At 37.0% G+C, this 13,401-nt stretch carries 14 protein-coding genes; 12 read left to right on the forward strand and 2 right to left on the reverse strand.

The genetic code is table 11. The features are described 5' to 3' along the window. Window positions 1–79: 79 nt before the first annotated feature. From DYE60_RS04440 to DYE60_RS04495, 12 genes are all read left to right on the forward strand, one after another. Window positions 80–745: a Bax inhibitor-1/YccA family protein gene (locus DYE60_RS04440; protein ID WP_115315434.1), complete on the forward strand. Its 666-nt coding sequence runs from the start codon at window positions 80–82 to the stop codon at window positions 743–745. Between the two features lie 85 nt (window positions 746–830). Next, window positions 831–1,331: a protein disulfide oxidoreductase gene (locus DYE60_RS04445; RefSeq protein WP_115315435.1), complete on the forward strand. Its 501-nt coding sequence runs from the start codon at window positions 831–833 to the stop codon at window positions 1,329–1,331. A gap of 52 nt (window positions 1,332–1,383) precedes the next feature. Further along, window positions 1,384–1,722 (forward strand): TusE/DsrC/DsvC family sulfur relay protein, encoded by a 339-nt coding sequence (locus DYE60_RS04450; protein ID WP_115315436.1) that lies wholly within the window; start codon window positions 1,384–1,386, stop codon window positions 1,720–1,722. A gap of 12 nt (window positions 1,723–1,734) precedes the next feature. Further along, window positions 1,735–3,684 carry an exodeoxyribonuclease V subunit alpha gene (gene recD / locus DYE60_RS04455; protein WP_115315437.1) on the forward strand — a complete coding sequence of 650 codons (1,950 nt, stop codon included), beginning with the start codon at window positions 1,735–1,737 and terminating at the stop codon, window positions 3,682–3,684. Window positions 3,685–3,697: 13 nt separating this feature from the next. Next, the gene (locus tag DYE60_RS04460) at window positions 3,698–4,342 is read left to right on the forward strand and encodes a hypothetical protein (protein ID WP_115315438.1); all 645 of its coding nucleotides are present in this window, start codon (window positions 3,698–3,700) and stop codon (window positions 4,340–4,342) included. A gap of 156 nt (window positions 4,343–4,498) precedes the next feature. Beyond that, complete coding sequence (rbsD, locus tag DYE60_RS04465) at window positions 4,499–4,918, forward strand: D-ribose pyranase (RefSeq protein ID WP_115315439.1); 420 nt, start codon at window positions 4,499–4,501, stop codon at window positions 4,916–4,918. A gap of 8 nt (window positions 4,919–4,926) precedes the next feature. After that, window positions 4,927–6,426, forward strand: coding sequence for a ribose ABC transporter ATP-binding protein RbsA (gene rbsA / locus DYE60_RS04470; protein ID WP_115315440.1), 1,500 nt, complete (start codon window positions 4,927–4,929; stop codon window positions 6,424–6,426). Window positions 6,427–6,430: 4 nt separating this feature from the next. Continuing rightward, entirely contained in the window at window positions 6,431–7,390 is a 960-nt protein-coding gene (rbsC, locus tag DYE60_RS04475) for a ribose ABC transporter permease (RefSeq protein ID WP_172460359.1), read from the forward strand. A gap of 59 nt (window positions 7,391–7,449) precedes the next feature. Next, window positions 7,450–8,331 carry a ribose ABC transporter substrate-binding protein RbsB gene (gene rbsB / locus DYE60_RS04480; RefSeq protein WP_115315442.1) on the forward strand — a complete coding sequence of 294 codons (882 nt, stop codon included), beginning with the start codon at window positions 7,450–7,452 and terminating at the stop codon, window positions 8,329–8,331. Window positions 8,332–8,520: 189 nt separating this feature from the next. After that, window positions 8,521–9,444 (forward strand): ribokinase, encoded by a 924-nt coding sequence (rbsK, locus tag DYE60_RS04485; protein ID WP_115315443.1) that lies wholly within the window; start codon window positions 8,521–8,523, stop codon window positions 9,442–9,444. Window positions 9,445–9,505: 61 nt separating this feature from the next. Beyond that, window positions 9,506–10,498, forward strand: coding sequence for a substrate-binding domain-containing protein (locus DYE60_RS04490; protein WP_115315444.1), 993 nt, complete (start codon window positions 9,506–9,508; stop codon window positions 10,496–10,498). A gap of 26 nt (window positions 10,499–10,524) precedes the next feature. Next, window positions 10,525–11,031, forward strand: a complete 507-nt coding sequence (locus DYE60_RS04495; RefSeq protein ID WP_115315445.1) for a DUF2301 domain-containing membrane protein — start codon at window positions 10,525–10,527, stop codon at window positions 11,029–11,031. A gap of 39 nt (window positions 11,032–11,070) precedes the next feature. Here the strand turns inward: DYE60_RS04495 and DYE60_RS04500 are convergent, their stop codons facing one another. Both DYE60_RS04500 and DYE60_RS04505 read right to left on the reverse strand, forming a co-directional pair. After that, window positions 11,071–12,507 carry a porin family protein gene (locus DYE60_RS04500; protein WP_115315446.1) on the reverse strand — a complete coding sequence of 479 codons (1,437 nt, stop codon included), beginning with the start codon at window positions 12,505–12,507 and terminating at the stop codon, window positions 11,071–11,073. 162 nt (window positions 12,508–12,669) lie between these two features. Continuing rightward, window positions 12,670–13,398, reverse strand: coding sequence for a transferrin-binding protein-like solute binding protein (locus DYE60_RS04505; protein WP_115315447.1), 729 nt, complete (start codon window positions 13,396–13,398; stop codon window positions 12,670–12,672). Window positions 13,399–13,401: the final 3 nt, after the last annotated feature.

Genomic DNA, 13,401 nt, shown 5'->3' on the forward strand with positions numbered 1-13,401 from the left:
CAAAAAGAAGTTGATTGACATTCTACTTAATTATCGCTAATTTAAGCACAGTTTTATGTTGTAACATCTAGGAGATTTTATGCAACAAGATCGCATTGTGATTAACGCACAAAAACAATCTGTATTAAGTACCAATAAAGTATTACGTAATACTTACTTTTTATTATCGCTCACCCTCGCATTCTCTGCTGGAACAGCATTTTTTGCAATGGCAACCAACGCACCAATAATGTCCCCTTGGATCTTATTGATCGGCTTTTATGGTTTACTCTTCCTAACCAATGCAACGGCGCGTAGTGGTTTTGGTATTTTAAGCGTATTCGCTTTAACGGGGTTTATGGGTTATACACTTGGACCAATCCTTAATATTTATTTAGGTGCGGGATTAGGCGATGTTGTAGGACTTTCTTTTGCAGGAACTGCTGCGGTATTCCTTGCTTGTTCAGGCTATGTTCTAACCACGAAAAAAGATATGTCTTTCCTTTCTGGAATGATGTTCTCGCTTTTCATCGTGTTAATTATCGGAATGATCGCAAGTATCTTTATGAATATTCCAGCATTACATTTAGCACTTAGTGCATTATTTATTGTATTCTCAAGCGGTGCAATTTTAATGACAACAAGCCGAATTATTCATAATGGTGAAACTAACTATATTTTAGCAACCGTTGAATTATATGTAGCGTTATATAATATCTTCGTTAGCCTATTGAATATTTTAGGTGCATTACGTGGTGATGACTAATCACTAAAAATAATTTTTTAGTTAAGGCGAATGAAATATTCGCCTTTTTTATGTTTAAAATTTATCCAAAACACGGACTTTTATAATGAAAAAACTACTTTCTTATCTGTGGGGATTAAGTAAATTTTTATTACTTCTGCTCATTATCCTAACTGCGATTGGCTGGTATAGAGCACCAACAGCCCCTGCAAATCCCAACCTTAATTTAATCTCAGTAAATAATCACGCATTAGATTTGCAAAAAATGAGTAAAAATAGACCGCTTCTTATTTATTTTTGGGGAAGTTGGTGTAGTGTTTGTAGCATCACAAGTCCATCAATCCAAGAACTTCACGAAGATGGTTATAATGTTGTCACTATTGCTGTAAGTTCGGGCAGTGATGAACAAGTAAAACAGTATTTGAATACACATCAATATACTTTTACGACCATCAACGATCCAAATGGACGCATTTTTAGAGATTGGTCAGGACGTGTTACTCCCTCTTTTGTCATTTTACAAGATGGTATAATGAAACAAGGATTATCAGGCGTACAAGCGAGCTGGTCGCTAAAAGTACGCTTATGGTTGAATCAATTTTTATAAGTCATTACATTTTTAGGTATAATGGCATTTTATTTTAATCAGACATACAACAATGACAAATTTTATCGAGTTTAAGCAACAACAGATCCCAACAGATAACGAAGGTTATTTAAAAAATCTTGCAGATTGGTCGCCAGAATTGGCTGAAATCATCGCACAAAAAGAAGAGCTTACCTTAACAAACGAGCATTGGGAAATTATCAATGTGGTGCGTGAATTTTATCAAGAATATAATACTTCGCCAGCGATCCGAATGTTGGTCAAAACCTTAGCCAATAAGTTTGGGCAAGAGAAAGGCAATAGCCGTTATCTGCAACGTTTATTTCCAAATGGACCAGCCAAACAAGCCACCAAAATTGCAGGATTACCAAAACCCGCTAAATGTTTATAACAGGATAAGCCAATGTTAAGCCTACTCGTACGTCTTAAAGAGCAAAATATTATCAGTGAACTGAATTATCAATTTGCGAAAATGATCGACCACAAACAGCAAACCTATTCTTATACGGCATTGCAACAAAATTTGGCGATCTTTTTGAGTGCATTGATCTCTTACAATGTTATGCAAGGTAATACCGCCTTAGACTTGCATTCTACGTTGGCGAGTAATCCTTTTGGGCTAAAAAATAAAAAATTAGACGAGGATTTTTACAGCGAAATTTTGCAAAAAATTGAAAATATTACACCGCTTGAATGGCAGTTAGTATTACAAAATCATATCGCATTTAGTCACGATCCATCGCAAGTTGCTCCAATGCTATTTCAAAATGAAATGCTTTATTTTTATCGCTATTGGCAATCTGAAAATCGTATCGCAAATTACCTTAAACAAGCGGTCACTTTTGATCAAAAAAATGCAAAAAGTGAATTAGTTAAACAGGTACTCGCACAACTTCCATCAGATAACGAGCAACAAATTGATTGGCAAACAGTGGCGGTTGCGACTGCATTAACCAAGAATTTTACTTTGATTACAGGTGGACCGGGAACAGGAAAAACGACCACAGTGGTTAAAATCTTATTGGCTTTGCAACTCAAACAGCAACAGCTAGGTTTAGAACCATTAAAAATCAAGCTTGCCGCTCCAACAGGTAAAGCGGCTGCACGTTTGAAAGAATCGATCACAGATAGCTTGGCTCGTTTTAATCATTCCGATGAATTAAAGGCACAAATTCCAACAAATGCGTTAACCTTGCACCGTTTACTTGGCGTGAATCCAATGCACGATACCCCCAAATATAACCGTGATAATCCATTATTTTTAGATGTATTAGTGATCGATGAAGCCTCAATGATCGATCTATTTTTAATGGAAAAAGTGATCAACGCTTTAAAACCAACGGCACGTTTAATTATTTTAGGGGATAAAGATCAGCTTGCGTCTGTGGAGGCGGGGGCTGTTATTGGTGAGTTAGGTACATTTATTACTAACGGTTATTCGCCATCGCATTGCCAATATTTAGCAGAAATCACAGGCTATGAAATTCCGGCGTTGCAAAATAATCCACCTGAAATTTGTGACTCTCTGTGCCATTTACGATACAGTCGCCGTTTTGATGAAAATTCAGGTATTGGGCATTTAAGTCAGCAAATCAACGGGCAACAAGCGATCAAATCTTGGCAACTTTTTGCAAAATTTAATGATATAAATTTAATTGAATATCAAGCCAGTACGCAGTTCAGTGAAAAGTCTAAATGGATTGAATATAACGTGAAACAGGTGGTAAACCAAGCCGTTGAGCTATATCGTGCTTATTTGGATTTAGTCAAACAACGCACTCAAAATCCTGAGAATATCAGTGTTAAGCGAATTTTTGACACCTTTAATCAAATACGTTTTCTATCTGCTCTGCGAGTGGGGGAATTTGGGGTAGAAAAACTCAATGATCGCATTGCGGATACGTTGCGTCAAAAGGGCTTAATTACTTTTAATCACAACCGTGAAAATTATCTTGGTAAGCCGATTATGATTACCGAAAACACCCCACAATCCCATATTTACAGTGGCGATATTGGTTTGATTTTACCTGATGAACAAGGTAATGCTCGTGTCTATTTTGAAACCCAAATTAACGATAAGCCCCACAGCATAACACCAAACCGCTTACCGAGTTATGAAACGGCTTACGTAATGACGGTGCATAAATCACAAGGCTCTGAATTTGCACATACGGTGCTAATTCTTCCAGTGACAAACTCGCCTATTTTAACAAAAGAATTGCTTTACACAGCAGTGACTCGAGCCAAAACAACTTTTACGTTATTTAGTAATGAAAAAGTATGGAAGCAAGGCGTGATGAGTAAAATTCAACGCCAAAGTGGGCTAGCCATTCAGCTTGTAAATGCTAAATAAAAAGGAAATCAAAATGTCACAAGAATATGTAAAATTCAAAAAATGTTTTACGTTAGAAGAAGCAGAAGAGGTCAAATTTCTGCTTGAACAAAGTGGGATTGACGTAAAACTTATAAAAGATTTACCGCCTGATTTTGCTGGAAATCATATAAATAATAAACCTGAAATTCATTTAAAACAGGCTGATTTTGAACAAGCACAGCAGATCATTGAAAAAGACGCAGAAAAAATGATTGAAAGTGTGGAAGAGGATTATTATCTCTTTGATTCTTCCGATGATGAATTACAGGATATTTTATCAAAGCCCTATGAATGGAATGCGTTTGATTATACTCTTGCTAAAAAGATCCTAAAAGATAGAGGTCAGTCTGTTGATCCTAAAAAGCTAGAAAAAATAAAAGAGGAAAGAATTGAAATATTATCTCAACCTAAATCATCGCCGATTTTGGTCGCATTAGGTTATTTTTGTGCTTTTTGTGGCGGACTTTTGGGAATACTGACGGGCTATTCATTATGGACAGCTAAGAAAACCTTACCGAATGGCAAAGTGATATACGTTTACACCGAAGAAAATAGAAAACACGGAAAACAAATCTTTTATATTGGCTTATGTGTTACTGTTTTAGCTTTAACTTATAGAATTATTGACGGAGTATGATGTAACAAAACTCAATATAAAAAGTAATTAGATTTAAAAAACTTTGAACTCGATCACAATTCCAACAATTCTCTTTTTACATATTCTCCCATTTTTTATAAAATCCATCATCGAAACGTTTCGATAGCTTTCTTGATAAAGTAAAGGACAAATAAAATGAAAAAGAATATGTTACTTAATTCGCCATTATCACAAGTGATTTCACTAATGGGACATACCGATGGCATTACATTATGCGATGCTGGATTGCCTATTCCAGAGGCTAATAATCGTATTGATTTGGCATTAGTCAAAGATGTGCCTAAATTTGTTGAGGTATTAAAAGCGACAATTGAAGAACTTTTTGTGGAAAGGGTGTTACTTGCCGAAGAAATTAAAACGGTTAATCCAGCGGTGTATCAACAAGTTTTAACGATTTTGAGCGAACTTGAACAAAAACAAAATAATAACATTCAGATTGATTTTGTTTCTCACGAACAATTCAAGCAAAAAACAAAAGAAACCAAAGCCTTTGTTCGTTCAGGGGAATGTTCGCCTTATGCGAATATTATTTTATATTCTGGCGTACCATTCTAGGGGGAGATATGCCAAATAATGTGTTGTTACGCCTAAGTGGAATTGATAAATCTTTTCCCGGTGTAAAAGCCTTAGATCAAGCTGGACTTTCTATCTATGCAGGTAGAGTAATGGCATTGATGGGCGAAAATGGGGCAGGAAAATCAACCTTGATGAAAGTCTTAACAGGTATTTATACCAAAGATGCAGGCTCAATCAAATACTTAAATAATGAAGTAACCTTCAAAAATCCCAAAGAATCGCAAAAAGCGGGGATTAGCATTATCCATCAAGAATTAAATTTAATTGCGAATTTAACCATTGCGGAAAATATTTTTCTAGGGCGAGAATTCAAAAATAAATGGGGGGGCATTGATTGGAAAACGATGTACCGTGAAGCGGATAAATTACTTGCAAAATTGGGGGTTGATCATAAAAGTACCCAGCTTGCGAGTGAATTATCTATTGGTCAGTTACAAATGGTTGAGATTGCCAAAGCATTGAGCTTTGAATCAAAAGTAATCATTATGGACGAGCCAACTGACGCACTAACGGATACTGAAACCGAAGCCCTGTTTAAAGTGATTAACGAACTCAAAGCACAGGGGCGAGGCATTGTGTATATTTCTCATCGCCTTAAAGAAATTTTTGAGATTTGTGATGATGTTACAGTGTTACGTGATGGGCAATTTATTGGCGAAGTGCCTGTGGCAGGCTTAACCGAAGATCGTCTTATTGAAATGATGGTTGGGCGTAAACTTGATGAACAATACCCTTATTTAAAACAACAAAAAGGCGGGGTTGTGCTGAAAGTTGAAAATCTATCAGGTTCAGGGGTTAAAAATATCAATTTTGAACTGCATAGTGGCGAAATTCTTGGAATTTCAGGCTTGATGGGTGCAGGCAGAACCGAATTGATGAAAGTGCTGTATGGTGCATTGCCAAAAGAAGCTGGCTCGATTTATCTTGATAATCTCGCTATTCATAACAAAACACCGCAAGATGGTTTAGCTAACGGTATTGTGTATATTTCCGAAGATCGTAAAAAAGACGGTTTGATTTTAGGCATGTCTGTTAAAGAAAATATGTCGCTAACCGCATTAGATTATTTCTCTACGCTTGGGCATATTGATCAATCAGCTGAAAAATTAGCGGTTGAGGATTTTATTAAGCTGTTCAATATTAAAACACCATCACAAAACCAGCTGATCGGATTGCTTTCAGGGGGAAATCAACAAAAAGTGGCGATTGCCAAAGGCTTGATGACTAGACCAAAAGTGCTGATTGTTGATGAGCCAACGCGTGGCGTAGATGTTGGGGCAAGAAAAGAAATTTATCAACTACTTAATCAATTTAAAGAAGATGGTTTTAGTATTATTTTGGTGTCATCGGATATGCCCGAAGTGCTAGGAATGAGTGACCGTATTATGGTTATGCACGAAGGCAAAATTAAAGCCGAATTTTCAAGAGAAGAAGCGACCCAAGAAAAACTTTTAGCTGCCGCTATTGGCAAAAATAATGAAGGATAACTTTATGAACGCATTTAATTTTAAAAAATTTATTATAGAACAACGTTCTTTCGTTGCATTGCTTATTTTAATTGCAGCGGTATCAACCATCAGTCCAAACTTTTTTAGTGTTGATAATATCTTAAATATTCTTAGACAAACGTCCGTCAATGCAATTATTGCGGTGGGAATGACCTTTGTTATTTTAACGGCTGGCATTGATTTATCAGTTGGTTCTGTGCTTGCTTTAACAGGTGCAATTGCCGCAAGCCTTATTTCAATGGAAATGTCTATTTTTATCGTTGTGCCTTTAACCTTAATTTGTGGCATTTTGCTCGGTGGCGTAAGTGGTTTTATTGTCGCAAAAGGTAAAGTTCAAGCCTTTATTGCAACCCTTGTAACAATGACATTATTGCGTGGTTTAACAATGGTTTATACTGACGGAAGACCGATTTCAACAGGTTTTTCAGACAGTGCCGATTTATTCTCTTTTTTAGGCACAGGTTATGTTTTCGGTGTACCATTCCCAATTATTTTAATGGCGATTGTGTTCGTCGTTGCTTGGTATATTTTAAAACATACACAAATGGGACGTTATATTTATGCACTCGGTGGCAATGAATCTGCAACCCAATTATCAGGGATCAACACCACAAAAATTAAACTTTTTGTGTATGCTGCGAGTGGTTTCTTGGCTGCATTGGCAGGGTTAATTGTTACATCTCGTCTTTCATCGGCTCAACCAACGGCTGGGGCGGCTTACGAACTTGACGCGATTGCCGCTGTTGTTGTGGGTGGAACAAGTTTAATGGGCGGAAAAGGACGTGTAATGGGAACGCTGATTGGTGCATTGATTATCGGATTTTTAAATAACGCCTTAAACTTATTAGATGTATCTTCGTATTATCAAATGATCGCAAAAGCATTGGTTATCCTTGCCGCTGTGTTAGCTGATAATTATTTAGGTAGTAAAAAAACTGCGTAGTAACTTTTGTTTAGTGCGTTGTTATTACATTACTTTAATTTCAATCTAGGAGAAAACTTATGAAAAAGTTTACTAAATTAGCGTCTGTGATGATGTTAGGTCTTATGGCAACAGGTAGTGTTCTTGCAAAAGATACCATTGCTCTAGCAATCTCAACCTTAGACAACCCATTCTTTGTAACTTTAAAAGAAGGGGCGGAGTCAAAAGCAAAAGAGCTTGGCTATGATTTAATTGTGTTGGATTCACGCAACGACCCAGCAAAAGAGCTTGCGAACGTGGAAGATGTAACCGTGCGTGGTGCAAAAGTATTGCTTATCAACCCAACAGATTCACAAGCGGTTGGGAATGCAGTAAAAATTGCAAATAAAAAACATATCCCCGTGATCACATTAGACCGTAATGCTAGTGAAGGCGAAGTGGTAAGCCACATTGCCTCTGATAACGTATTAGGTGGAAAATTAGCTGGCGATTTTATTGCTGAAAAATTAGGCAAAAATGCAAAAGTAATTCAATTAGAAGGTATTCCAGGTGCGTCAGCTGCTCGTGAACGTGGTGAAGGTTTCCAGCAAGCAGTTAAAGCACACAACTTTGACGTACTTGCAAGCCAACCAGCAGATTTTGACCGCACCAAAGGCTTAAACGTAATGGAAAACTTACTGACGTCTAAACCTGATGTGAAAGCCGTATTTGCACAAAACGATGAAATGGCACTAGGTGCATTGCGTGCAACAATGGCAGCAAACAAAAAAGACATTTTAATCGTAGGCTTTGATGGTACAGACGAAGGTTTACAAGCAGTTAAACGTGGTAAACTTGGTGCAACTATCGCTCAACAGCCTGCGTTAATCGGTCAATATGGTATTGAAGCAGCAGATAAAGTCTTAAAAGGCGAAAAAGTGGAAGCAAGCATTCCAGTACCATTAAAAGTGGTAACGAAATAATACTACCGCTCCCTGAGCCTGTCGAAGGGAAAATGAAGTACTAATACTTCGACAAGCTCAGTAACCGTACTTCGATAAATTCTGTTACATAAAAAAAAGTTAGGGTAGTTTAGATTATATTAAGCTTACATACACTGCTCACAAGCGGTGTATTTTTCATCAAAATTTACAAAAAATTAAGGATTCATTATGTCAAATCATCGCCTTGTTGTGCTTGGCAGTATCAATGCTGATCACGTTGTTTATACCAAACGCTTCCCACAAGCTGGGGAAACTATTTTTGGCACAAAATATCAAATTGCTTACGGTGGCAAAGGTGCTAATCAAGCCGTTGCTGCGGCAAGGTTAGGGGCAAAGGTTGATTTTATTGGTTGTATTGGCGATGATTCGATTGGACAAGAAATGAAAACTGCCTTTGAAAAAGATAATATCAACACTCAACATATTTTTAAAATATCCCAAGAAATGACAGGGATTGCAATGATCCAAGTAACAGAACAAGCAGAAAATAGCATTGTGATTTGTGCGGGAGCAAACGCTCACTTATTACCTGAACGCTTAACTGAATGTCAATCAACAATACAAAATGCCGATGCTTTGTTAATGCAACTTGAAACGCCCCTTGAAACTATTATTCAAGCCACAAATATTGCTTTTGAAAGCGGTGTAAAAGTGATTTTAAACCCCGCCCCTGCTCGTACATTGCCTGATGAATTATTAGAAAAATTGTATATGATTACCCCAAATGAAACCGAAGCGGAATTATTAACAGGTATTAAGGTAACCGATGAACAATCGGCTCAACAAGCCGCCCAAGTATTTCATCAAAAAGGCATTGAATATGTGCTGATAACCTTAGGTTCTAAGGGCGTTTATTGTAGCCATCAAAATCAAGGTGAAATTATCAAAGGGTTTAAAGTGAATGCGATTGATACCACCGCCGCTGGCGATACTTTTAATGGTGCATTATTAACGGCATTACTCGAACAAAAACCAATGCCAGAGGCGATCACCTTTGCTCACGCAGCCGCCGCACTTTCAGTGACGAAAAAAGGAGCACAATCTTCAATTCCTAGCCGAGAAGATGTGATGAATTTTTTACAATCTCAATAATCTCGGTTAGTATAAGCGGTTATATTTAAACCAATTTTTACGATTTAAGGATCAACGCTTAATGGCAACAATGAAAGATATTGCACGCATTGCGAAAGTATCAACATCAACGGTTTCACACGTTATCAATAACTCTCGCTTTGTGAGTGATGAAATCAGAGAAAAGGTGCTCGCTGTTGTTGAAGAGCTAAATTATAGCCCTTCGGCACTCGCTCGTAGCCTCAAAGTAAACGAAACTAGAACGATTGGAATGCTCGTTACTGCGAGCGATAACCCTTTTTTCTCTGAAATTATTCGTTATGTTGAGCAATATTGCCATAGCTATAATTATAATTTGATCCTTTCTTACGCCGACGGAAACAACGAGCGTTTACAAAAAAATATCCAAACGTTAATTCAGAAAAAAGTAGATGGTTTGATCTTGATGTGTTCGGAATCACACTGGAATATTAGCGATGATATCAATCATCAACTTACGTTACCAATGGTAATTATGGACTGGTGGCCAACGGAATTAAATGCGGATAAAATCATCGAAAACTCAGAACTTGGTGGCTATCTTGCAACAAAAGCACTGATTGATAAAGGTTACACCAAAATTGCGATTATTACCGCTGGAATTAAAAAATTCCTTGCTCAAAATCGTTTAGAAGGTTATAAAAAAGCCCTTAAAGAAGCTAATTTAGCCATCAATTCAGATTGGATTATTGAAAGCCACGCAAACTTTCAAGATGGTTTTAACGCTATGCAAAAATTACTCAAAAAACAACCGCTTCCAAAGGCGGTGTTTGCGTGTAGTGACACCATTGCTATCGGTGCTTATCAAGCCATTTGGCAAGCAGGTTTAAAAATCCCACAAGATATGGCGGTGATTGGCTATGATGATATTCATATCGCCCAATTTCTCGCTCCACCACTTACCACCATCAATCAGCCTAAAAAAGAGCTCGCTAAAAAGGCGGTTGAAACCTTATTAGCACGCATCAAAAACAATAATCCGCCTTATCAAAAAATTATTTTAGATCCTGTGTTAAAATTAAGGAAGTCAATCTAATTTTCAATTATTAACAAGGACATTTTATGGCAGATCCACACATTCAATCCCCAATGGACTTTTGGGATTATTTAACCGTTATTATTTATCGCTGTGGCTTTGTGCTAGCAGGGATAATGGTTTTATTATTACCTTATCAACCTGATATTGCCCAAATAGGCATTTTAATTGCAGCGGTTTGTTGTGCGTCATCACTGCATATTTATCTAAAATCTTTTCGCCTGATTTTACAGTTCGCCACTTGGATTGCGTTGTTATGTCAAATAATCGGTTTTAACGAATTAGCACTTGGTGGAGCATTAGTTACGCTAGGAGGACTAGCCTTCAAAGAATATTTCTGTTTTAGAGTACCATTGCTAAATTTACAGCCTGTTTTTGTTGCCCTGCTATGGTTTTTTATTCAATTTAATACTGAATTATTGGTGCAAATTATATCTGTTATCGTGGGCGGATTATTTATCGTTTTAGCTATCCAAAAATGGCGAATGCCGCTGCATTTTGATATTGGTGATAAAAGCAAATTTCAAATCTAAAGCACATAAAAATAAAGGGGAACTATTCCCCTTTATTGATTAAAACGATTTAGAAAACTCAATATTTACTTTATTTTCTTGCGTATTATATAAAAAATGATTACTTTTGGTTTTATTCCACGATAGTACCAAACGAGGCGTAATCCCCAGCCAATGCCAATTACGGTGCCATAATGATAATTTCGCTGAATAATCCTTATCGGAACGTTTAATATTAAACAGATCCACCCCTTTATAATCACGTTTCCCAAAAGATAAAATCAAACGAGATGACAAACCGCCTTGCCACTCCTGCCCTAAGCCAACATAAGCTCCTTTACGGACAAAAGCATCATCTAAATCTCGGGCCTCTTTGTTATAAAGATTGATTCCCGCAAGCCAATATTGTTGTGAGTTTCGCATAAAAAAGGCGGATAGCCCAATAAAGTGACGCTGACCGTTTAAATGCTTTCTGGTATCAAATTTCTCATATTCCCACGACCAATTATTTGATAATTTAAAACGTGGTGTAAATTGATAACTTTCAAATCCACTCGCCCCGTAGCTCACAGAATAAGGATCCGTGCCATAAAAACGTTTTTTAACAAAAGGTTGCACTTCTGCGACAAATCGTGCCGTTTGGTAACCTAATCCCACGCCAAGTTGGGCAGAAACATCATCATACTGATGATTATTCCAAAACAGATCGCTACTTAAATCTGCCTGTAAGTTACCGTAAAAATTACCTTTTAAGTTGAAGCGTTTTGACACACCAATATCAAAATGAAAACCTTGTGCTTTTTCAGCTTTTGGCGTGGTCACTTTACCATCACCATACTTCACTTCACGTTCTTTTGGGGCATTATTGATATTGCGTTCATTACGAAAATAAAAATTTGCATTCCACTGCCAATCTTGCTCTCTGTCAATATGTAATATGGTTTGTTTCACCTGCTCTGCGACACTCGGTGGCAAAGGTTCACTTTGTAATTTATTAAACTGATCACGTGCCGCCACACGCTGATGATTCGCATATAATGCTGTTGCTAAATCTAAACGCACCACAGACATTTCAGGATTGTGAGCAATAATTTCACGGTAATAGTTGATCGCTGTATCAAACTGCCCCTTTGAATGTGCAAGCAAGCCTTTTGCATACGTGATTAGCAACGGATCAGCATCAGGTAGTTTTTGATAAATCGGCAAAACAATCTCAATGCCTTCGACCTGCTTGGTCAATACAACACTTTGCATTGCTCGTTTTAACAAAGGAGGATTAGCTAATAAATTTTGCTCATCTACTCGTACCGCATTGCTCTTTTTCTGAGAGATTGAAGCGGTCACTTTTTTATCAGTTTTTGCAAATTTTTCAATTTTATCTATTGCTTGAAAATCAGGATTGGTCTCAGATTTATAATCTTGTGGTGTATAATCTTTCGCTATCACAGCACTAGATATGGCAGTAATAGTTAAAATGCTTAATAATTGTTTTTTCATATTCCGTATATCTTAAAGGCAAATTGTATTCGCCAGCCATTATAAAAAGTTGTTGTGTAAGGACGTATTACATACCTCCAACAATTATACAAAAAAATTTCAGGGCGAATCCAATTCGCCCCGAGCATTTTAGTAAATTCTACCAAAAATATAACCGCTTGGTTACTGTTTTTTAGCTCCAAAAGAAGTGACTACATTACCATCCTTATGGATACCACTTAACTCCGCCGCTTGTGAGCCATAAAACTGACCTTTACCTTTTCCGGAATCAAAAGTAAATTGGTTACCTGTGATTGATCCTGTCATCGTATCACCTAGTTTTTTACCTGTTTGATCATCGAAGGTATCAATTTTGATATTTTTAAGTGCAAAATTTACCCCGACATCCACTGTACCATTATTAAATGATTTTTTATTCTTGTCATAATTAACAAAATCACCAGAGTATTTAGTCTCTACATTGGCTGTTGGCATATCATCTAATACAGTCACTGTACCCTGACTGAATGCAACCAAATCTGCATCATCAGGCACTAAGATACCAAAACGAGTTTCAGTATATTTTCTACCACTTACCGCCTTCGTTAAAGTATCACCAAAAATGTTACCTCCATTATTCATAAAGAAGCCACCAGGATTCATCCCCTGAGGCATTAAATTAACAGTTTTACCATTGAGAACAAACTGATTTATTTCGCTTTTAGCGATATCATTTAAAATTAAGCTTGTATCTTTTTTATCTGCTGCTGGAACAGTTGATACTGCTGGTGTATTAACTGAATTTCCAGCCGTATTTTCAGTAGTATTAGCCTCGCTATTACTACTGCCACCACCGCTACCACAAGCAGTTAAAAAAGCTGATATTGCAATAACTAGCAATGTTTTTTTCATAAT

Origin of the sequence: Phocoenobacter uteri, assembly GCF_900454895.1 — a bacterium.
Lineage (GTDB): Bacteria > Pseudomonadota > Gammaproteobacteria > Enterobacterales > Pasteurellaceae > Phocoenobacter > Phocoenobacter uteri.